This is a genomic window from Streptomyces sp. NPDC026500, assembly GCF_055567635.1.
The window spans coordinates 60,756-81,185 of sequence record NZ_JBVHQB010000014.1; the positions used below are offsets into that span (position 1 = coordinate 60,756).

17 protein-coding genes and 1 pseudogene are annotated in these 20,430 nt (G+C 71.3%); 15 read left to right on the plus strand and 3 right to left on the minus strand.

Annotated elements, in window-relative coordinates; translation table 11 throughout:
- Positions 1–153: 153 nt before the first annotated feature.
- Positions 154–1,044, plus strand: coding sequence for a LysR family transcriptional regulator (locus tag ACZ4N5_RS24820; RefSeq protein WP_467759251.1), 891 nt, complete (start codon positions 154–156; stop codon positions 1,042–1,044).
- Between the two features lie 165 nt (positions 1,045–1,209).
- Here ACZ4N5_RS24820 and ACZ4N5_RS24825 read toward each other — a convergent pair whose 3' ends face one another.
- Positions 1,210–2,991, minus strand: a complete 1,782-nt coding sequence (locus tag ACZ4N5_RS24825; RefSeq protein WP_467759252.1) for a PucR family transcriptional regulator — start codon at positions 2,989–2,991, stop codon at positions 1,210–1,212.
- Positions 2,992–3,274: 283 nt separating this feature from the next.
- Here ACZ4N5_RS24825 and dnaK point away from each other — a divergent pair, with 283 nt between their 5' ends.
- From dnaK to ACZ4N5_RS24890, 13 genes and pseudogenes are all read left to right on the plus strand, one after another.
- Positions 3,275–5,179: a molecular chaperone DnaK gene (dnaK, locus tag ACZ4N5_RS24830; RefSeq protein WP_467759253.1), complete on the plus strand. Its 1,905-nt coding sequence runs from the start codon at positions 3,275–3,277 to the stop codon at positions 5,177–5,179.
- 8 nt (positions 5,180–5,187) lie between these two features.
- Positions 5,188–5,799, plus strand: a complete 612-nt coding sequence (locus ACZ4N5_RS24835; RefSeq protein WP_467759254.1) for a nucleotide exchange factor GrpE — start codon at positions 5,188–5,190, stop codon at positions 5,797–5,799.
- Between the two features lie 6 nt (positions 5,800–5,805).
- Entirely contained in the window at positions 5,806–6,759 is a 954-nt protein-coding gene (locus ACZ4N5_RS24840) for a DnaJ C-terminal domain-containing protein (RefSeq protein ID WP_451174127.1), read from the plus strand.
- Positions 6,756–7,163, plus strand: coding sequence for a chaperone modulator CbpM (locus tag ACZ4N5_RS24845; RefSeq protein WP_467759255.1), 408 nt, complete (start codon positions 6,756–6,758; stop codon positions 7,161–7,163). Before ACZ4N5_RS24840 ends, ACZ4N5_RS24845 begins: the two co-directional genes overlap by 4 nt.
- On the plus strand, positions 7,154–9,793 hold the full coding sequence (clpB, locus tag ACZ4N5_RS24850) for an ATP-dependent chaperone ClpB (protein ID WP_467759256.1): 2,640 nt from the start codon (positions 7,154–7,156) through the stop codon (positions 9,791–9,793). Before ACZ4N5_RS24845 ends, clpB begins: the two co-directional genes overlap by 10 nt.
- Entirely contained in the window at positions 9,790–10,236 is a 447-nt protein-coding gene (trxA, locus tag ACZ4N5_RS24855) for a thioredoxin (protein WP_467759257.1), read from the plus strand. Before clpB ends, trxA begins: the two co-directional genes overlap by 4 nt.
- 5 nt (positions 10,237–10,241) lie before the next feature.
- On the plus strand, positions 10,242–10,505 hold the full coding sequence (locus ACZ4N5_RS24860) for a UBP-type zinc finger domain-containing protein (protein ID WP_467759258.1): 264 nt from the start codon (positions 10,242–10,244) through the stop codon (positions 10,503–10,505).
- Positions 10,505–12,319, plus strand: a complete 1,815-nt coding sequence (locus ACZ4N5_RS24865) for an FAD-dependent oxidoreductase (RefSeq protein WP_467759259.1) — start codon at positions 10,505–10,507, stop codon at positions 12,317–12,319. The genes ACZ4N5_RS24860 and ACZ4N5_RS24865 overlap by 1 nt, the downstream gene beginning before the upstream one ends.
- 207 nt (positions 12,320–12,526) lie before the next feature.
- Positions 12,527–12,887, plus strand: a pseudogene (locus ACZ4N5_RS24870) (short-chain fatty acyl-CoA regulator family protein); the annotation flags it as partial.
- Between the two features lie 43 nt (positions 12,888–12,930).
- On the plus strand, positions 12,931–13,350 hold the full coding sequence (gene panD / locus ACZ4N5_RS24875; protein WP_467759260.1) for an aspartate 1-decarboxylase: 420 nt from the start codon (positions 12,931–12,933) through the stop codon (positions 13,348–13,350).
- Between the two features lie 50 nt (positions 13,351–13,400).
- Positions 13,401–13,745 carry a GNAT family N-acetyltransferase gene (locus ACZ4N5_RS24880; RefSeq protein ID WP_467759261.1) on the plus strand — a complete coding sequence of 115 codons (345 nt, stop codon included), beginning with the start codon at positions 13,401–13,403 and terminating at the stop codon, positions 13,743–13,745.
- The gene (locus ACZ4N5_RS24885) at positions 13,745–14,419 is read left to right on the plus strand and encodes an aspartate/glutamate racemase family protein (RefSeq protein ID WP_467759262.1); all 675 of its coding nucleotides are present in this window, start codon (positions 13,745–13,747) and stop codon (positions 14,417–14,419) included. Before ACZ4N5_RS24880 ends, ACZ4N5_RS24885 begins: the two co-directional genes overlap by 1 nt.
- Positions 14,420–15,305: 886 nt before the next feature.
- Positions 15,306–15,530 (plus strand): hypothetical protein, encoded by a 225-nt coding sequence (locus ACZ4N5_RS24890; protein ID WP_261706625.1) that lies wholly within the window; start codon positions 15,306–15,308, stop codon positions 15,528–15,530.
- 275 nt (positions 15,531–15,805) lie between these two features.
- On the opposite strand, the gene gndA is transcribed toward ACZ4N5_RS24890, so the two are convergent.
- Positions 15,806–17,245 carry an NADP-dependent phosphogluconate dehydrogenase gene (gene gndA / locus ACZ4N5_RS24895; RefSeq protein ID WP_467759263.1) on the minus strand — a complete coding sequence of 480 codons (1,440 nt, stop codon included), beginning with the start codon at positions 17,243–17,245 and terminating at the stop codon, positions 15,806–15,808.
- A gap of 498 nt (positions 17,246–17,743) precedes the next feature.
- Here gndA and ACZ4N5_RS24900 point away from each other — a divergent pair, with 498 nt between their 5' ends.
- Positions 17,744–18,937, plus strand: coding sequence for a transglycosylase family protein (locus ACZ4N5_RS24900; RefSeq protein ID WP_467759264.1), 1,194 nt, complete (start codon positions 17,744–17,746; stop codon positions 18,935–18,937).
- Between the two features lie 15 nt (positions 18,938–18,952).
- Here the strand turns inward: ACZ4N5_RS24900 and ACZ4N5_RS24905 are convergent, their stop codons facing one another.
- Positions 18,953–20,332: a DMT family transporter gene (locus ACZ4N5_RS24905; protein WP_467759265.1), complete on the minus strand. Its 1,380-nt coding sequence runs from the start codon at positions 20,330–20,332 to the stop codon at positions 18,953–18,955.
- Between the last annotated feature and the right edge of the window lie 98 nt (positions 20,333–20,430).

Genomic DNA, 20,430 nt, shown 5'->3' on the forward strand with positions numbered 1-20,430 from the left:
GGGCTGTGGGACGGCTGAGCGGCGTCGGTACGGCAGGCAGGGGTACCCCTCCTCGGGCGGAAGTGGATGGCGTTTTCCATCCTCCTCACCAGCGGGGATCAATGCCAACGAATGTTTTTGCTGGGCTCGAGCAATGCGAGTGATACTTCTCGTGTGGAGCTACGTCAGCTGGAGCACTTCATCGCGGTCGCCGAGGAGCTGAGTTTCACGCGTGCCGCCCGTCGGTTGCACGTGGTGCAGTCCGGGGTGTCCGCCGCGATCCGCTCCCTGGAGCGCGAGCTCGGCTGCGCGCTGTTCGAGCGCACGTCGCAGCAGGTCCGGCTCACCGGGGCGGGCGCGGCGCTCCTGCCGGAGGCTCGGGCCACCCTGCACGCCGCCCAGGCGGCTCAGGACGCCGTGCGCGAGGCACAGGACACGCTGCGCGGCACGGTGAACGTGGGCGCCATGGCCTCGGTCGAGGTGGTGGACCTGCCTGCGCTCCTCGGACAGTTGCACGCGCGGCATCCGGCGATCGACGTCCGGCTGCGGCTGGCGACGACCGGATCGGCGGGACTGGCGCACGCGCTGCTCAGCGGGGACCTGGACGTGGCCTTCCTGTCGCTGCCCGAGCACAAACCCGCCGGGATCGACGCACGGGAGCTGGCCACCGTGCCGCTCGTCCTGGTGGTGAGCGCCGCCCATCCGCTCGCGCAGCGGGGGGAGGTGGCACTTGCGGACCTCGCGGGGGAACCCTTCGTGGACTTCCCGCCGGGCTACGGCAACCGCGAGGTGGTCGACCGGGCGTTCGCTGCGGCGGGCGTCGTACGCCGGGTGGCTCTGGAAGTGCCCGACATCGACATGGGGGCGGCACTGGTCCGGCACGGTCTGGGCATCGCCTTCCTGCCCGCGTTCGCCGTTGCCCGCACCCCCGGCCTGCACGTCCTGGACGTCCACGGCACCATGCTCCGCTGGAGCATGCATCTCGGCACGTCGTCGACCCGGCGGCCCAGCTCGGCCCTGCGGGCGCTGCTCGACCTGGTCGACCTCCACGTCATCGCCCTGTGACGCCCGGGCCGCGGCCCGGGCGTCACAGGGCGATGACGTGGCCCGGGCCTCTCCCGTCGGTGGTGTCTGTCCGGGCCCCTGCGGCCGCCTCGCTCCGGCCGCGACATCTTGGGCAGCTCGCCCTACTGCCACTGACTCCGATCGCACAAAGATTCCAGCGAGGCATCAGCCGGGGCCGCCCAGCACGATCTTCCACACTCGGGTCGCCACCTGGAGGTTCAGCCGGTCCTCGACGTTCGCGAGGTCGTTGCCGCTGATGTCGCGGATGCGCTGGAGCCGATAGCGCAGCGTGCTGCGGTGGATCGCGAGGGAGTCCGCGGTCTCGTCGTAGTTGCCGCCGCAGTCGAAGTACCGGGACAGGGTCTCCACCATGGCCGTGTGGTGCCGGGAGTCATAGTCGATGAGCTGCCCGAGCCACTCCTGGACGAACGTCTCCAGTTCCCGGTAATCGTTGCCAGGCCCCAGGATGCGGTAGAGGCCGAGCTCGTCGAAGAACGTCGTGCCGTAGCGCTTGCGGGAGTGGCGGCGCACTTCCAGGGCGCGCTGCGCCTCCTGGTAGTGGTGGGGGATGTCGGTCAGGGAGTCGCAAGGGGCGCTCACCCCGATCGTCCCGGACCGTGTCCCGGTCTCCCGGGCGAGCGCCTCGTACAACGCGCGGGCGTGCGGTCTGTCGTCGGCGACCAGGACCACGTGGTCGGAACGTCGGGTCAGCAGCGAGCGCATGCCCACGGCAGCGGCCGCCCGTCCTACGGTCTGCGCGAAGGAATCGTCCGCAGTCCGGTTCGGCCACTGCACCACGACGATGTAGTGGCTGCGGTGCAGGTCGTGTCCGACTACCTCGGACCGGGCGTAGGCGCTCGCCTCGTCCGTCCCTGCCAGGAGGTCGTCGACCAGCTCGCGATGCAGCCTCAGTTCCACTTCGGCCAGATTGCGCAGGTGCGTCAGCTCCGGGGCGAGCGACGCGGCGGCGTGTTCCAGCGCGAGCACGGTGTGCTCGTCGGCCTCGCCCCGGGCATCGACCAGGGCCAGCACGCCCAGGATCTCGCCGTGCGGGCGGACCAGGGTGATCAGCCGGTCCTTTATCCGCACCGGCCCGGCCTGACGGGCGACGGCGTGCAGCATTTCGTCCTGGCGCGCGGGGTCCGGTTCGGGATAGGGGTCGGGGCGGCTGGGGCCGGTCCAGGACCTCAGCCGACCGAAGCGGTCCTCGGCCAGCGCGGGGAGTCCAGTGAGCCTGTGCAGTGCGCGGGTGATGGCTTCCTCGCCGCCGCTCGAGGCGGCGACGTCGGCCAAGAGCCCGTGAACGGCTCGCTGGTACCCCAGCTCAGCCACGACGCAGATCAGCCGCCGCTGGAGGGCTGTGCGTTCGTCTCTCAGCCGGTGCAGTTCCAGCGTGTCCTCGCGTTGCCGGCGGTGTGCGAAGGCGACTGACAGTGCAGCAGCGGTGTGCCGGACGAGCGTGGCGAGCAGGGATCGCTCGGCCTCGGTGGGCCGGGAGCGGGACGTCACCACGAGGTATCCGTGGAGCCTCTCAAGTCCCCGTAGCCCCAGGGCCCGGCCCCAGGGCCTGCCGGGTACGGTCACAGGGCCGTCGTGCCCGGCCAGCTCCCGCACCCTCCGGCCCACGACCGAGGCATGCGTCTGCCCGTTCCTCGGGCTGGGAACCAGGTCGCCGTCCACCTTGAGGTATCCGGCCTCGGCGCTGTATGGCCCCGCGGCGGCTATGTGGTCCATGGCCAGGCGCAGGATCTCGCCTTCGTCCGGGGTGTCGAACAGGGCGCGGGAGAGCACCATCAGTTCGCGGAGGGCATGATCGGCCGGGGTTGGAGCGGGTGGGCGGGACCCTCTCCGCGAGGCCGCGGGGTGCCGCCCGGCGCTGCCCCGCGGAAGGCTGCCCTCCCGGCCGGAGCAGCGGCGGTACAGGTGGTGCGCCCGGCTGCTGGCCATGGGATCACTCCGTTCTCCTCGAGCCTACAGGCGAGCGGTGGTACCTGCTTCAGGGCTGCCTCATCCGAGGGGTTCGGATTCCTCCTCTCGTACTCGTGGGGCGACCGGACCCGTGCATTCCTGACTCGCCAGGCGCAGGCGTGGAGCCACCCGGTTCGTCACCCTGGGGAGTGCTCGAGACGCTCCGTGCGCACAGGTAGGAAACCGGCGGAGGTCCCACCCCCTACCTGAACGAACGTGATCCGGAGAGTCGACGCAGGCGCCGTACCGGGAGGAGTTCCTCATGGCCAAGGCAGTGGGCATCGACCTGGGCACCACCAACTCGGTAATCGCCGTGTGGGAGGGCGGCGAGCCGTCCGTCGTGCCCAACAGTGAGGGCAACCGCACGACACCGTCCGTGGTGGCCTTCACCGACACCGGGGAACGTCTGGTGGGCCAGCTGGCCCGGCGCCAGGCGATCCTCAACCCGAAGGGCACCATCTACTCGGCCAAGCGGTTCATCGGCCGGCACTTCGACGAGATCTCCGACGAGGCCAGGGCGGTGGCGTACGACGTCGTCGAAGGCGACGGCGGGGCGGCTCGCTTCAAGGTGCGCGACAAGCTCTATGCGCCTGAGGAGATCAGCGCACAGGTGCTGCGCAAACTCGCCGACGACGCCTCCAAGCAGCTCGGGGAGAAGGTCACGGAGGCGGTCATCACGGTGCCCGCCTACTTCAACGACGCTCAGCGCACCGCCACCAAGGACGCCGGACGGATCGCGGGACTGGAGGTGCTGCGGATCATCAACGAGCCGACCGCGGCGGCCCTCGCGTACGGCATGGACAAGAAGGAGCACGAGACCGTCCTCGTCTTCGACCTGGGCGGCGGCACCTTCGACGTGAGCATCCTCGACGTCGGCGACGGTGTGGTGGAGGTGCGCTCCACCGCCGGCGACAGCCACCTGGGCGGCGACGACTTCGACCGGCGTCTGGTTGATTACCTCGCGGACGACTTCCAGAAGGAGAACGGCATCGACCTGCGCAAGGACCCGCAGGCGCTGCAACGACTGTTCGAGGCGGCGGAGAAGGCCAAGACCGAGCTCAGTTCGGTGACGCAGACGCAGGTCAGCCTGCCGTTCATCACCGCCGACGCCTCCGGGCCCAAGCACCTCACCGACTCGATCATGCGGTCCACGTTCGAGCAGATCACCGGCGACCTGGTGGAGCGCTGCCTGGGACCGGTCCAGCAGGCCATGGCCGACGCCAAGGTCGGCGAGAGCGACATCGACGAGGTCATCCTCGTAGGCGGCTCCACCCGTATCCCGGCGGTCCAGGCTCTGGTCCGTCGGCTGACCGGCGGCAAGGCACCCAACATGAGCGTCAACCCCGACGAGGTCGTGGCCCTGGGTGCCGCGATCCAGGCCGGGGTGCTCAAGGGCGAGGTCAAGGACGTCCTGCTGCTCGACGTCACACCCTTGTCGCTGGGCCTGGAGACACGCGGCGGAGTGATGACGAAGATCATCGAGCGGAACACCACCATCCCGGTGCGCCGCAGCGAGACCTTCTCCACCGCCGAGGACAACCAGCCCGCCGTCGATGTGGTGGTCCTCCAGGGCGAGCGCGAGCGGGCCGCCGACAACCGGGTGCTCGGCCGGTTCCAGCTCTCCGACATCCGGCCGGCGCCGCGGGGCGAACCACAGATCGAGGTCACCTTCGACATCGACGCCAACGGCATCCTCAACGTCAAGGCCCGCGACCGGGACACCGGCAAGGAACAGGGCATCACCATCAGCGAGAGCTCCAACCTGGACCGCAGTGAGGTCGAACGCATGGTCCAGGAGGCCGAGCGCAACCAGGACCAGGACCATGCACTCCGCGAGGCCGTCGACGCCCGCAACGAACTCGACGCCATCGCGTACCAGGTCGAGAAGCGTCTCACCGAACTGGGCGACGCAGCGCCCGCGCACGAGAAGGCACGCGCCGAGATGCTCGTGTCCGACGCCCGGGCGGCGGTCAAGGAAGAGGCGGGCGTGGAGCGCGTGCGGCCCCTGACCTCCGAACTCCAGCAGGTGTTCGCCGGGCTGGCGGCCCATCAGGGCGCCGCCACCGCGGACGGCGGTCCCGGCCAGGATGCCGCCACCGGTGGTCCCACGAGCGGCGGCGCCGGTGGCGACGATGATGTCATCGACGCCGAATTCGACAAGGGCTGAGGCGCGCCATGCCCAACCACCCCCAGGAACCCGACCGGGCCGGTTCGGATCCGGTCGGACCGGTCCCAGACGGCGCCGTACGCCCTCCTCGCGGGGATTTGCCGCAACCGGGCCCGCCGACCCGGCCGGAAGCGGCGAACGGCGAACCGGGACCCGACGCCGCCGGCCCCGCGCCCGCCGAGGACGAGTACATGACCGCGATCCGGGAACTGGAGGACCGCTGGCGGCGCGCACTCGCCGACCTCGACAACCTTCGCAAGCGTCACGCCAGGGAACTGGAGCGCGAACGAGCCGTCGAGCGGTCCCGCACGGCGGCCGCCTTCCTGCCCGTCCTCGACAACCTCGAACTCGCCCTGACCCATGCCGGCGCCGATCCGGGCGCGATCGTGGAGGGCGTCCGGGCCGTACGCGACCAGGCGGTGAACGTCCTCGAACTGCTCGGCTACCCGCGGTACGCGGAGACCGGCGTCGCCTTCGACCCGGCCCGGCACGAGGTGGTCGGCGTCGTCCAGGACCCGGACGCCCCACCGGGCACGGTCGTCGAGGTGCTGCGCCCCGGCTACGGCGACGGCGAGAGGCAGCTCAGGCCGGCCGCGGTGACCGTCGCGAAGCGGGAGTGACCGGCGATGGCACGGGACTACTACGAGGTGCTCGGCGTGTCGCGGAGCGCGAGCCAGGACGAGATCCAGCAGGCGTATCGCAAACTCGCCCGCAGGTACCACCCCGACGTCAACAAGGACCCCGCGGCGGAGGAGCGTTTCAAGGACCTCAACGAGGCACACAGCGTCCTGTCCGATCCCAAGACCCGGGCCCGCTACGACCGCTTCGGCGAGGACTTCCGCAAGATCCCCGAGGACTTCGACGAACGGGTCGCGGCCGGAGCGGGCGGCGGCTTCCGTGGTCGGAGGACCGCGGGCGCGGGCGGCCCCCGTGTCCGATACGCCACCGGCTTCGGCGACGACTTCGGCGCGGAGGGCATTGACATCGAGGACCTGCTCGGCTCCATGTTCGGAGCCGGCGCCGCCCCAGGCGGCGTCCCCGGCGCGGACCAGGAGGCCGAGCTGCCGCTCACCGTCGAGGAGGCGTACCGAGGCGGCCGTCGCACCGTCACGCTCGCCGGTCCCACCGGGCAGCCGCGGCGGTACGAGGTCGACGTGCCCCCGGGCGTCACCGACGGACAGCGCATCCGGCTGGCGGGCGAGGGCGGCCGGGGCAGTGGTGATGCCACCGCGGGCGACCTGTACCTGCGGGTGCGCATCCAGCCCCACCCCCGGTTCCGGCTGGACGGCCGCGACGTGCACATCCAGGTCCCGGTCGCCCCCTGGGAGGCGGCCCTGGGTGCGACCGTGCCGGTGCCCACGCCCGGCGGCAGCACGGCCAAGGTCACGGTGCCCGCGGGTTCGTCCAGCGGCCGGCGGCTGCGGCTGCGTGGCGAGGGCATGCCGAACCCGCGCGGCGCGAACGGCGACCTGTACGCCGAACTCCGCATCATGGTGCCGCCCACCCTCGGCGACCGGGAGCGCGAACTGTTCGAGGAGCTCGCCGCCACTTCCTCGTTCGACCCCAGGAGGACGCGATGAACGACCGACCCACGGGAGCGGCAGGCATCGGCTGGGCCGGCGGGGGCGCCCGTCCGGTACGAACGGGCGCCGACATCACCGCCTCGACGGTTGTCCGGTACGCGCTCGTGCCCGCCCCCAGGCTCTCCCTCGACGCCGTGGCCCGTCGCTCGGGCCTCCACCCCGATCTGATCCGCCGGTTCGTCGCCCTCGGCCTTGTCGACGCCGAACGCGACGCCGCGGGGCACCTGGTGTTCGACCCCACGGCCCCGGCGGTCCTTGCCCGCATCCAGCGGCTGCGCACCGGACTGTGCCTCAACTACGCATCCATCGGCCTGGTGCTCGACCTGCTCGACCGCATCAGCCTGCTCGAAGCCGCCCTGCGCGGCCGCGGCACGAGGAGTGAAACACCCCCATGGACATGAACCGTCTCACCCAGAAGTCCCAGGAAGCCCTCCAGGAGGCCCAGACCGCGGCCGTCGGCATGGGGCACACCGAGGTCGACGGGGAACACCTGCTGCTCGCGCTTCTCGATCAGGAGGACGGTCTGATCCCGCGGTTGCTGCAACAGGCCGGCACCGAGCCGATGGAATTGCGCGCTGCCGTGCGCGAGGAACTCTCCCGCCGCCCGAAGGTCACAGGCCCCGGCGCGGCGCCCGGCCAGGTCTTCGTCACCCAGCGCCTCTCCCGGCTGCTCGACGCCGCCGAACGGGAGGCCAAACGCCTCAAGGACGAGTACGTGTCCGTGGAGCACCTCCTGCTCGCACTGGCTGAGGAGAGCTCTTCGACCGCCGCCGGGCGACTGCTCAAAAAGGCCGGCATCACCAGGGACTCGTTCCTGAGCGCGCTCACCCAGGTCCGCGGCAACCAGCGCGTCACCTCCGCCAACCCCGAAGTGGCCTACGAGGCTCTGGAGAAGTACGGCCGCGACCTGGTCCTCGAGGCTCGGTCCGGGCGGCTGGACCCGGTCATCGGCCGTGACGCGGAGATCCGCCGCGTCACCCAGATCCTCAGCCGCAAGACCAAGAACAACCCCGTCCTCATCGGCGACCCCGGCGTCGGCAAGACCGCCATCGTCGAGGGCCTGGCCCAGCGCATCGTTCGCGGCGACGTCCCCGAGGGCCTGCGCGACAAGACGGTGTTCGCCCTCGACATGGGCTCCCTGGTCGCCGGTGCCAAGTACCGCGGCGAGTTCGAGGAACGCCTCAAGGCCGTGCTGTCCGAGGTGAAGGCCGCCCAGGGGCGCATCCTGCTCTTCGTCGACGAACTCCACACCGTCGTAGGAGCGGGCGCCGCCGAAGGGGCCATGGACGCGGGCAACATGCTCAAGCCGATGCTCGCCCGCGGCGAACTCCACATGATCGGCGCCACCACCCTCGACGAGTACCGCAAGCACATCGAGAAGGACGCCGCCCTCGAACGCCGCTTCCAACAGGTCCTGGTCGGCGAGCCGAGCGTGGAGGACACCATCTCCATCCTGCGCGGACTGCGCGAACGCCTGGAGGTGTTCCACGGCGTGAAGATCCAGGACACCGCGCTGGTCTCCGCGGCCACCCTCAGCCACCGCTACATCACCGATCGATTCCTGCCCGACAAGGCCATCGACCTCGTCGACGAGGCGTGCGCCCGGCTGCGTACCGAGATCGACTCGATGCCCGCCGAACTCGACGAGATCACCCGCCGCGTCACCCGCCTGGAGATCGAGGAAGCGGCCCTGTCCAAGGAGACCGACCCCGCCAGCAAAACCCGCCTGGAGGAGCTGCGCAGGGAGTTGGCCGACCTGCGCGGCGAGGCAGACGCCAAACACGCCCAGTGGGAGGCCGAACGGCAGGCGATCCGCCGTGTGCAGGAACTGCGCCAGGAACTGGAGCAGGTCCGTCACGAGGCGGAGGAGGCCGAACGCGCCTACGACCTCAACCGCGCCGCCGAACTCCGCTACGGCCGGCTCCAGGACCTGGAGCGCCGACTTGCCGCAGAGGAGGAGCAACTGGCCGCCAAGCAAGGGCAGAACCGGCTGCTGCGCGAGGTCGTCACCGAGGAGGAGATCGCCGAGATCGTCGCCGCCTGGACCGGCATCCCGGTCGCCCGCCTCCAGGAGGGCGAACGCGAGAAACTGCTGCGCCTCGACGAGATCCTGCGCGAGCGCGTCATCGGCCAGGACGAAGCCGTCAAGCTCGTCGCCGACGCCATCATCCGCGCGCGCTCCGGCATCCGCGACCCTCGCCGCCCCATCGGCTCGTTCATCTTCCTCGGCCCCACCGGCGTCGGGAAGACCGAGCTGGCCAAGACGCTCGCCCGGACTCTGTTCGACTCCGAGGAGAACATGGTCCGCCTCGACATGAGTGAGTACCAGGAGCGGCACACCGTCAGCCGGCTCATGGGCGCACCGCCCGGATACGTCGGCTACGAGGAAGGCGGCCAGCTCACCGAGGCCGTACGCCGCAAGCCGTACTCGGTCGTGCTGTTCGACGAGATCGAGAAGGCGCACACCGATGTCTTCAACACCCTGCTGCAGATCCTCGATGACGGCCGCATCACCGATGCGCAGGGCCGCACCGTCGACTTCCGCAACACCGTGATCATCATGACGTCCAACATCGGCTCCGAGCACCTCCTCGACGGCGCCACCGCCGAAGGTGAGATCAAGCCCGACGCCCGCGCCCTGGTGATGGGCGAGCTGCGCGGGCACTTCCGCCCGGAGTTCCTCAACCGCGTCGACGACATCGTGCTGTTCAAACCGCTCGGCGAGCGGCAGATCGAGCGGATCGTGGAGCTGCAGTTCGACGAACTGCGGCAGCGGCTCGCCGAACGCCGCATCACCGTCGAACTCACCGACGCCGCCCGGGAAGTGATCGCCCACCAGGGCTACGACCCGGTGTACGGGGCCCGGCCACTGCGCCGCTACATCTCCCACGAGGTCGAGACACTGGTCGGACGCGCCCTGCTGCGCGGCGACGTCCAGGACGGCGCGACGGTCCGCGTCGACGCCGAACACGGAGAGCTGGTGGTCACCTACGACCAGCCCGAGGACGTGAAGGGAGCGCGGGCGGCATGAGCACGATGCAGGCGACGACCGTCAGTTGTCCGAACTGCCGGCGCACCAACCGGGTGCCCGTGGCCGCGGAGGGCCGCCCCAAGTGCGGCCACTGCAAGCAGCCCCTGCCGTGGATGGTGGACGCGGGCGACGACGACTTCACCGAGGTCGCCGAGCGGGCCGACGTCCCCGTCGTGGTCGACCTGTGGGCCACCTGGTGCGGCCCCTGCCGCATGGTCAGCCCCGCGCTGGAGAAGGTCGCCACCGATCTCGCCGGCCGCATCAAACTCGTCAAGGTCGACATCGACAAGAACCCGCGGCTGTCGCAGCGTTTCGAGGTCCAGGCGGTACCGACACTGCTCGTCCTCGACCAGGGCGAGACGGTCGCCCGGCAGGCGGGGGCGGCGCCCGCCCCCGTTCTGCGCCAGTGGGTGGAACAGTCGATCACGGCCCGGGAAGGGTGATCCGGATGACCCTGCACGCAGACCCCCACCTCGCGCTTGTCCGGCCGGTCCAGCCGCTGACCCCAGAAGGGTGTCAGGAGTGTCTGCTGTTCGGCTCCCCGTGGGTCCACCTGAGGCTCTGCCTGACCTGCGGGCACGTCGGCTGCTGTGACTCCTCGCCGAACAAGCATGCGCGTAAGCACGCAGCTGCCGCCGCACATCCGATCGTGCAGTCGTTCCAGCCCGGCGAGGAATGGCGCTGGTGCTACGTTCACGAGGCGTTCGTCTGATGTCCGGTGACCAGCCGCTGCCGGGCGGAGAACCGGTGCCGGAGGAAGCGGACGAGGCCGTCTTCTGGGAGACCCCGGACATCCACGGCGCGTATCCGCGCCTGACGGAGGACCAGACAGCACGTCTGGCGGAGCACGGGCAACGCCGGAGCATGGTTCCGAACGACGTGCTGATCCGGGAGGGGGAGCGCTGCGAGACGTTCTTCGTCGTCCTCAGCGGTACCGTCGCCGTCGTCGAGGGCTACGGCACTCCCGAGGAGCACGTGCTGCGCGTGCACGGCCCCGGTCGTTTCATCGGTGAACTCGGGCTGCTGAACGGGCAGGTGGCCTTCTACACCGCTGTCGCCAGGGAGCCGGGCGAGGTCCTCGTCGTCTCCTTGGACCAGTTGCGCCACCTGGTGTCCCAGGACTCCACCATCGGGGACGTTGTGCTGCGCGCGTGTCTGGGCCGTCGCGCGCTGCTCGTCGGACAGGGCGTCGGCTTCCGCATCATCGGCTCGCGCTACTCGCCCGACACCAGGCGGCTGCGCGAGTTCGCCGTCCGCAACCGGCTGCCGCACCGCTGGATCGACCTGGAGACCGACGAGGAGGCCGAGGACTTGCTGCGCCGCTTCGGCGTCGGCCCGGAGGAGACACCGCTCGTCATCTGGCGGGACACCGCCCTGTTGCGCAACCCCAGCAACGCGGAACTGGCCCGGCTCATCGGCCTGCCGTCACTGCCCGCCGGAAACCGTCACGGCGACGTCCTCATCGTCGGCTCCGGACCCGCCGGCCTCGCTGCCGCGGTGTACGCCGCCTCCGAGGGCCTGAGCACCACCGTGGTGGAGGCGATGGCCACCGGCGGCCAGGCCGGCACGTCGTCCCGCATCGAGAATCTGCTCGGCTTCCCCGCCGGCATCTCCGGCGCCGAACTCACCGAACGCGCCGTGCTCCAGGCCGACAAGTTCGGCGCCAGGATCAGCATTCCGGTAGAGGCGACCGGTCTCCATCCCAAGGACGAGGACCACTACGTGGTGGCGTTCGCCGACGGCAGCGAGATCGCCGCCCGCGCCGTCGTCCTGGCCACGGGTGCCCGCTATCGCCGGCTCCGGGTGCCCGGCATCGAACGCCTGGAGGGAACGAGCGTCCACTACTCGGCGACCGTCTACGAGGCCCAGCAGTGCCGCACCGACCCGGTGGCCGTCGTCGGCGGAGGCAACTCGGCGGGCCAGGCGGTGCTGTTCCTCGCCGGGTACGCGCCGAAGGTGTGCCTGCTGGTCCGAGGCCCCAGCCTTGAGGCCAATATGTCCCGCTACCTGGTCGACCAGGTCGAACGCCATCCGCGGGTGGAGGTCATGCTGCACACCGAGGTCACCGAGGTCATCGGCCAGGAGGTGCTGGAGGAGCTCGACGTGGTCGACAACCGCACGGGCGGGCACCGCCGACTCGCGGTACGGGGCCTGTTCGTCTTCACCGGCGCCGACCCCCACACCGAGTGGCTCGCCGGCACCATCGCCCTCGACTCCCGCGGCTTCGTCCTCACCGGCCCGGAGGCCCAGGAAGCCTGCGCCTACCCCGAGGTGTGGGACCGCCGCGGGCGCTCCTGCATGACTCTGGAGACCAGCCTGCCCGGGGTCTTCGCGGTAGGGGACGTCCGTAGCGGCTCGGTGAAGCGGGTGGCCTCGGCGGCCGGTGAGGGCGCGATGGCCATCCACTTCGTGCACCGGCACTTGGGGCATTCGGCCGCACCCGGCACCACGGGCACGTCCGTTGCCGCGGGCGGCTCGGACGTCTCCCCACGCATACGTCACAAGGAGTCCGCATGGCTCGCATGACGAATGGCGGGCGATGAGATCACGAGAAGAAAGACGGAGGCGATGGCGGTGGCCGTGCCCGTCCGGCGGCACCGCGGTGGCGGTCTGAAGGAAAGGCCCGTCTGGGCACCCACCCCTCTCAGCCCCCTGGTCTCTCAGCCCCCTGGTCGAGGTCGACGAACTGCTCAACCCGATGAGCGGCCTGCTGGAGTCGGCGGTGGGCGCGACACCGGGCGTGCCGTCACCCGGCACCGCGGCGGCTGGGGCGAACCCGGCAAGACCTTCGCCATCGTCCTCGGCTGCGAGATTCGCCACGCCCCACCGCCTCGTCCACGCCGGCCTCGACCTCACCAATGTCTCCGCCGCCACCGACGTCGGCATGGGCTGCCGCGTCTGCGAACGCCTCGACTGCCCCCAGTACGCCGCACCACCTCTCGGCCACCAGCTGCGGATCGACCAGGACCTGGCCGGCTCTCGTCTTCTCGCGCGGCATCAGGAAAGTCAGCAACCGGTCAGTGTGAGTCCTCGAACACCTGGCGACAGCAGACCGAATATGCGAAACGATGTAATCTCCGAAGACGGCCCTTGACCTGCGATAGCAGGCAGGGAGCAGACGAATCGGGAGTTTCTTCGTGCTTCGTACCATGTTCAAGTCCAAGATCCACCGTGCCACGGTCACCCAGGCCGACCTGCACTACGTCGGATCCGTCACCATCGACGCCGATCTGCTCGACGCCGCCGATCTGCTGCCGGGCGAGCTCGTCCACATCGTCGACATCACCAACGGCGCCCGCCTGGAGACGTACGTCATCGAGGGGGAGCGCGGATCGGGAGTCGTCGGGATCAACGGAGCGGCGGCCCATCTTGTGCACCCCGGTGACCTGGTGATCATCATCAGTTACGCTCAGGTCACCGACGCCGAGGCTCGGACGCTGCGGCCTTCCGTCGTGCACGTGGACCGCGACAACCGGATCGTGTCCCTCGGTGCCGACCCGTCCGAGCCGGTACCGGGCTCGGACCAGCAGCGCAGCCCACAGGCCGTCACCGCCTGATCCGCGACGGCATCGCAGGACCCCTGGAACCGAGGACCCGAGGAGTGCCCGTGAGCGACATCGAGATCCGCGACGACCGGCCGGCCGGCCGCCTTGAGGCGTTCGCCGGTGACCAAGTGGTCGGGCACATCGAGTACTTCGTCCTGGAAGAGCCCGCGCGAGCCCTCGTCCCCGTGCACACCATCGTGGAACCGGCGCACGAGGGCCAGGGCATCGCCGGCTCCCTCGCCCGAGAGCTGTACGGCATCGCCGCACGCGAGGGCGTTGTCGTCGCGCCGCTCTGCCCGTACGTCGTGAAGTGGGCGGAGCGGCACCCCGAGGAGGCTCCGGTGGCCGACCCGGCGCTGCTGAACGCGGCGGTGGAGTGGCTCACGGCGCATCCAGGACGTTTCTGATGGCCGGGGCGCCGCTCCCGCCCCGGTCCGGACCGCTCGCCCTGCTGCACACCTCACCGACGCATGTCCCCGTCTTCGACGCGCTGCGCGACGAGGCCCACCCGGGCCTGGAACTGCGCCACTTGGTCGACGAGGAACTGCTGGCGAGGGCCCGGCGCGAGGGGCCCGAGGCGGTGGCCGACGACGTGCGGGCGCTGCTCGCCAGGGCCGTCGCCGACGGCGCGCGGGTCGTCCTCTGCACCTGCTCGACCATCGGTGCGGTCGCGGAGCGGGCCGACGCCGGGGTGCCCGTGCTCCGCGTGGACCGTCCGATGGCCGCCGCGGCGGTGGCAGCGGGCCCCCGGATCGTCGTCCTCGCGACGGTGACGAGCACCCTGGGACCGACCGTCGCCCTGGTCGAGGAGGAGGCCCGCCGCGCGGGTCGCCCCGTGGACGTCCGTACGGCGCTGGTCGCGGACGCGTGGGCGCTGTTCGAAGCGGGTGACACGGACGGCTGCGCCCGCGCGGTGGCCGACGCCGCCGACGCGGTCACCGACGTCGATGCGATCGTCCTCGCGCAGGCGTCCATGACCGCGGCCCAGCGGTTCACGACCACCTCGGTGCCGGTGCTGTCGAGCCCGAGCCCGGGGCTCGCCGCGGCGGCGGACGTGTTCCACGCGGCGCACGCCGGGTAGGCCGCGCCCGGCCGGCGGGTGGGCCCCGTCCGACCAGCGGGTGGGTCCGGCCCAGCCTTCGGGTAGGCCCCGTCCGACCAGCGGGTGGGCACGGCCCCGCCAGCGGTGGGCTTCGCCCGGCCAGGGGTGGGCTCCGCCCCGCCAGCAGGCGCGCCCGGCCCGGCCAGCAGGTGGGCCCCGCCCGATCAGTGGGTGGGCTCCGCCCGGCAGGGAGGCCCCGCCCGGCCGGCAGGTGGGCCCGGCCCCGCCAGCAGATGGGCCCCCGCCAGTGGTCGCGCGCCGCATCACCCGTGGGCCGGCCAGCCGTTCGTGGTGCACCCGGGTTGGCCCACCCGGTCGCCGTCTCTCGCACGACGGGGTGAGTGGGGTGAGTGGGCGCGCCCCCGCCGGGTACGCGTGGGACAAGTCCAGAGCCGACGCATCGACTGGCTGGAGGACCACCATGTCGCATCCGTATCCCGACCCCGTGAAGCCGGGACCCACCCCGGGGCCGAGCCCCGACCGCCCGGAGCCCTTCCCGGACCCGACGCCGAAACCGGGCGGTCCCGATCCCGTCCCCGGTCCCAACCCGGATCCCGCCCCCGGGCCGGAGCCCGTCCCGTCGCCCTCCCCGATCCCGAAACCGCCGGGCCCCGACCCGGTACCGGAACCCCAGCCCCGGCCCGGACCGCTGTCCTGACGGACGTCCGGCGTTCGGCCTCTACGGGTGCCCGGCCGGAGGCGTGAGCGACCGGGGCTCACGCGCCCGGCCGGGGGCGCCGCACGGATGCCGCGTCTGCGCACGAGTTCGCGGCCTCTCGGTCGCGCGTCACGCGGAACGAGGGCGAGGGCGAGGGGGAACGAGCCCTGATGACCAAGGCCCGCGCCTGTTCAATACACTCCGCCGATGAACAACATACGGTGCACTCAGTGCGGTGTGGTGGGGCTGGAGCCGGGCTTCGTCGAGGACTCCGGACAGGGCGCTCGCGGGTTCGCCCGGTGGATCGAAGGCGCCCTTGAGCGAGGCCCGCTCGGTGGTGCCAAGAGGATGGGCCGACCGCACTGGCAGATAGATGCCTTTCGCTGCCCCAACTGCGCACACCTGGAACTGTTCGCCGCCCAGCGGGACTAGGTTCGCCGCCCGGCAGGGCGAGGTCCGTCCGGCACATCGGCCGCCGGCACCGTGAGCACGCCGACACCCTGTTCGCCCCCCCCCGAGCACGCCAGAGCCGCCACGACCCCGCTCGGGGAACGTGACGGCTTCGGCGAGGGCGAGGTGTCCGGGCCTGGTGACAGGACTGGGCCCGGCCCCGGCGACAAACCCGCGGGCCCGAACGCAGCCCTACGCCCCACCCCAGTAGAGAGTCCTGGGCCCAGGCGACAACCCTACGGCACCGGCGGCAGCCCTTACGCCTCGACCTCCGACCGGTCGCCGCCCCACAGCGTGTGGAACGAACCCTCGCGGTCCGTCCTGCGGTACGTGTGCGCCCCGAAGAAGTCCCGCTGCCCCTGGGTGAGGGCGGCCGGCAGGCGTTCGGCGCGCAGGGCGTCGTAGTAGGCGAGGGCCGCGGAGAAGCCGGGAGTGGGCACGCCCTGGCGGGTCGCGGCGACGAGGACCTCGCGCCAGTCGTCCTGGGCCGCGGCGATCTCCCGGGCGAACGTCTCGTCCGACAGCAGGCTCGGCAGGTCGGGCCGGGCGTCGTAGGCGGCGCGGATGCGGTCGAGGAAGGCCGCCCGGATGATGCAGCCGCCGCGCCAGATCGAGGCGACGGAACCGAGGTCGATGTTCCAGTCGTACTCGTCGCTGCCCGCGATGATCTCGTGGAAGCCCTGCGTGTACGAGACGATCTTCGACGCGTACAGCGCCTGCTCCACCCGGTCCGCGAAGGCCGCGGCCTCGGACGCGTCGAGCTGCTGCGCCTTCGGGCCGGCGAGGTCGCGCGAGGCGGCGCGCAGGTCGGCGTGTCCGGACAGGGAGCGGGCGAAGACCGCCTCGGCGATACCGGACACCGGCACGCCCAGGTCCAGCGCGATCTGCACGGTCCAGCGGCCCGTGCCCTTCTGCTCGGCCCGGTCCTGGACCACGTCCACGAACGGCTTGCCCGTCGCCGCGTCCACGTGCGACAGCACCTCGGCGGTGATCTCGATCAGGTAGGAGTCGAGCCGGCCGGTGTTCCACGTGCGGAAGATGTCCGCGATCTGCGCGGGGGAGTACCCGGCGACGTCGCGGAGCAGCTGGTAGGCCTCGCCGATCAGCTGCATGTCGGCGTACTCGATGCCGTTGTGGACCATCTTCACGAAGTGCCCGGCACCGTCGGGACCGACATGCGTGACGCACGGCGACCCGTCGGCCGCCTTCGCGGAGATCTTCTCCAGCATCGGGCCGAGCGAGGCGTACGACTCGACCGAGCCGCCCGGCATGATGCTCGGCCCGTGCAGCGCGCCCTCCTCGCCGCCGGAGACGCCCGTGCCGACGAAGTGGATGCCCTGCTCGCGCAGCGCGCGCTCACGGCGCCGGGTGTCCGCGAAATGCGCGTTGCCGCCGTCGATGATCATGTCGCCGGGCTCCAGGAGCGGGGCGAACTCCTGGATCACCGCGTCGGTCGGATCGCCCGCCTTCACCATGATCACCAGACGTCGGGGCCGCTCCAGCGCCGCCACGAACTCCTTCGCGGTCTCGGCCGCGACGAACGTGCCCTCGTGGCCGAACTCCTCCACCAGCGCGTTCGTCTTCGCCACGGTGCGGTTGTGCACGGCGACGCCGTAACCGTTGCGTGCGAAGTTGCGGGCGAGATTGCGCCCCATGACCGCGAGACCCGTGACGCCGATCTGGGCTGAAGTGCTCATTCGGTTGGCTCCTAAGAAGTGCGGTAAGTCCGGTGGCCGATACGAAAAAAATCCCGGTATCGGTGCGACCGGTCGTACTCGTCCGTGCTGCTCGCCAGTATTGCCCCAGGCCATCCTGACGTGTCGGAGGTGTCCACGCAGGAGAACGTCACGGCGCCGCGAGGGCGGATTTCGGACAGGCCGTACGGCGCGGGCTGCCGGCGGCGAGGGACCCGGGCGCCCCGGACGCGGGTCCCGCTCCGGCGTGTTCCCGTCCGTCGACTCGGCCGGCCGCCTGTCGCCGGACACAGGAACCCGATGTCGACAGGCGTCGGAGGGGCGGGCGGCGGACCCCGGTCCCGCGGCGGCCCGGTCACCCACCGTGCGGAGCGCGTTCGCGCCGACGGCAGTACGGGACCCGGCCAACTGCCTTTTGGGAGCGACCGGTTGCCGCCTTGTCCTGGCCTGTTCCCAGCGCTTACTTTTGCCGCTCCTGACGCATGTCTAGGGGGCTCCCTCATGGCCGTACGCGGTCGGCACCGCCGGTATCAGCCGAACAGGATCAATCGCGCCTCACTCACCGTCACGGCGGGCGGCGCCGGCATCGCGCTCCCGCTCGTCGGAGCCGGAGTCGCCCACGCGGCCGATGTCGGGACCTGGAACAAGGTCGCCGCCTGCGAGTCCAGCGGCAACTGGAGCATCAACACCGGCAACGGCTATTACGGCGGACTGCAGTTCACCCAGTCCACCTGGGAGGCGTACGGCGGCAAGGCCTACGCCCGGCGCGCGGACCAGGCGACGAAGGACCAGCAGATAGCCGTCGCCGAGAAGGTGCTGAAGGGCCAGGGGCCCGGCGCCTGGCCGGTGTGCTCGGTGCACGGCGGGCTGACCAGAGGTGGCGCGAGCCCCGACATCAGCCCGGCCGGGACCGCGCCGCGGACGGCGAAGCAGCGCTCGGTGCGGGACGTGAAGCCGCAGACCACGCCGCAGTCGCAGGCCGGGACAGCCGAGATGTACACCGTCGTGCACGGCGACACGCTCTCCGGCATAGCCGACTCCCGGCATGTCCAGGGCGGCTGGCAGGGGCTGTACGCCGCGAATCACAGCACCGTCGGCTCCGACCCGGACCTGATTCTGCCGGGCCAGCGGCTCACCCTGCGCGGCAAGGCCCAGGCGCCCGCGCAGCACGCGCCGACGAAGGCGCCGTCGAAGACGCCCGCGCGGACGCCGGCGAAGAAGACCTCGACCCACACCACGTCCCCGCACAGGACCACCCCGCACAGGACCACCCCGGACAAGGCCGAGACGCACTCCCTCGTGGCCCCGGTGCAGGCGGCGACCGGCACGCCCTACCGTGCCGCTGGCTCCCACTGGTCGAAGGGCTACCACACCGGCGTCGACTTCCCCGTGCCGACCGGTACCTCCGTCGCGGCTGTCGCGGCCGGCCATGTGGTCAGCTCGGGCTGGGGCGGGTCGTTCGGCTACCAGGTGGTGATCCGGCACGCCGACGGCCGCTACACGCAGTACGCCCACCTCTCCGCGATCTCCGTCAAGGCGGGGCAGAGTGTGGTGGCCGGTCAGCGCATCGGCCGCTCCGGGTCCACGGGAAACAGCACGGGCCCGCATCTGCACTTCGAGGTGCGGACGGGGCCCGGCTTCGGTTCGGACATCGACCCGGTGGCTTACCTCCGGGCCGGCGGAGTCAGGGTGTGACGCGGGGGCGGTGCGTCAGGATTTGACGCGGGTGCGGTGGTGGTTGACGAACGGCATCGGCACGTAGGGCACACCGAGCATGGCGGTCAGGAAGGGCAGCTCGTCCCCGGCCGCCGGGTCCTGCGCGGCGACGACCTCCATCGCCGGCACGGCAGCCTTGAGCGGAGCCGGTACGAACACGCCACCCACGACAGGCTGCGGAGCCGCCAGGAACACGGCCTCGCCGCCCGTCTGCGGAGCCGGTGGCACCACGCTTCCGGCACCCGGTTGCGAAGCCGGTACGAACCCGTCGTCGCCCCCGGAGGAGGGCTTGGGCAGCCCGGCCAGCAGCTTCTCCACGGTCGCCTCGGTGACCGTGAGAACGCCGAGGTCGGACACGACCGCGACGGCCGGCTCAGGGAGCCGCGGGACCGAGACGGCCGGGACGACCGGCTCGGGGAAGTGCGGCTCCGCGACGGCCACCGGAGCCGCCTCGTCGGCGGGCCGGTGCGCGTCGTCATTCGGCTGTCCGGCGTCCGCCTCTGGCACGGCCGCGAGCTCCGGGGGAGCGGTCGCGGTTCGGTCACTGCTGCCGATCCGCTCGATGGTGAGCAGGATCAGACCGCCCGCCGCGACCACGCCGCAGCCCAGTGCGAGCGCGGTGCCGGTCGCGCCGTAGCGGAAGGTTTCGCCGAACATCGTGATGCCGACGGCGGCCGCCACGACGGGGTTCACGACCGTCAGAGTGGCCAGCGGCGCCTCCAGGCCGGCACCCCGGTAGGAGGCCTGCGAGATCAGCATGCCGGCCGTCGCGAAGACGCCTATGGCCGCGAGGCTCGACAGGTTGGCGAGCGACACGTGCTGCGACCAGTCCACCGCGACGGTCTTGGTGAACACGGACGACATGCTGAAGGCGACGCCCGCCGCGACCGCCAGCAGCACACTGCGCACCGCCGCGTGCCGGTGCGCCGCGCGCCCAGCAGCCATGAGGGCCGCGACCGCGCCGCCCGCCACCACGGCCAGCGCCAGGCGCTGGACATTGCTCAGGGACTGTGCGTCGGACGCGCCGACCAGGGCCAGCAGACCGGCGAGACCCATCGTGGCCATGATCGCGCCGCGCCAGGCGGCCGCCCCGGCCCTGCGGCCGACGAACAGGGCCGCCATCGGAAGCGCGAAGACGATGGTCAGCGCACCGAGCGGCTGTACGAGGCTCAGCGGACCGAACGCGAGGGCGAACACATGCAGCAGCCCGCCCAGGCCGGTCAGCGCGACGGCGGCCCACCAGCCCGGCCTGTGCAGCGGCGCGTAGGTCTGGCCGGGAGAGGTCATGGCGACCTGCTCCTGAATGATCGCGCCACCCGCATACGCGACGGCTGAGACGAACGACAGCACCACGGACAAAGCGAGGGCACTCATGAGTCCCTCCTCTGCGTACGGCGCGGAGCAGCAGCCCGGCGCGACGAACGGTCGGCTTCCATGCAAACAACGATGCCGTGCGATTTAGTTCTCGTCGT

Bases quoted from the DNA above. Each gene is read 5' to 3' on its own strand.
- ACZ4N5_RS24825 (WP_467759252.1), bottom strand. From the start codon at position 2,991: ATGGCCAGCAGCCGGGCGCACCACCTGTACCGCCGCTGCTCCGGCCGG.
- dnaK (WP_467759253.1), top strand. From the start codon at position 3,275: ATGGCCAAGGCAGTGGGCATCGACCTGGGCACCACCAACTCGGTAATC.
- ACZ4N5_RS24835 (WP_467759254.1), top strand. From the start codon at position 5,188: ATGCCCAACCACCCCCAGGAACCCGACCGGGCCGGTTCGGATCCGGTC.
- ACZ4N5_RS24840 (WP_451174127.1), top strand. From the start codon at position 5,806: ATGGCACGGGACTACTACGAGGTGCTCGGCGTGTCGCGGAGCGCGAGC.
- ACZ4N5_RS24845 (WP_467759255.1), top strand. From the start codon at position 6,756: ATGAACGACCGACCCACGGGAGCGGCAGGCATCGGCTGGGCCGGCGGG.
- clpB (WP_467759256.1), top strand. From the start codon at position 7,154: ATGGACATGAACCGTCTCACCCAGAAGTCCCAGGAAGCCCTCCAGGAG.
- trxA (WP_467759257.1), top strand. From the start codon at position 9,790: ATGAGCACGATGCAGGCGACGACCGTCAGTTGTCCGAACTGCCGGCGC.
- ACZ4N5_RS24860 (WP_467759258.1), top strand. From the start codon at position 10,242: ATGACCCTGCACGCAGACCCCCACCTCGCGCTTGTCCGGCCGGTCCAG.
- ACZ4N5_RS24865 (WP_467759259.1), top strand. From the start codon at position 10,505: ATGTCCGGTGACCAGCCGCTGCCGGGCGGAGAACCGGTGCCGGAGGAA.
- ACZ4N5_RS24885 (WP_467759262.1), top strand. From the start codon at position 13,745: ATGGCCGGGGCGCCGCTCCCGCCCCGGTCCGGACCGCTCGCCCTGCTG.
- ACZ4N5_RS24890 (WP_261706625.1), top strand. From the start codon at position 15,306: ATGAACAACATACGGTGCACTCAGTGCGGTGTGGTGGGGCTGGAGCCG.
- gndA (WP_467759263.1), bottom strand. From the start codon at position 17,245: ATGAGCACTTCAGCCCAGATCGGCGTCACGGGTCTCGCGGTCATGGGG.
- ACZ4N5_RS24900 (WP_467759264.1), top strand. From the start codon at position 17,744: ATGGCCGTACGCGGTCGGCACCGCCGGTATCAGCCGAACAGGATCAAT.
- ACZ4N5_RS24905 (WP_467759265.1), bottom strand. From the start codon at position 20,332: ATGAGTGCCCTCGCTTTGTCCGTGGTGCTGTCGTTCGTCTCAGCCGTC.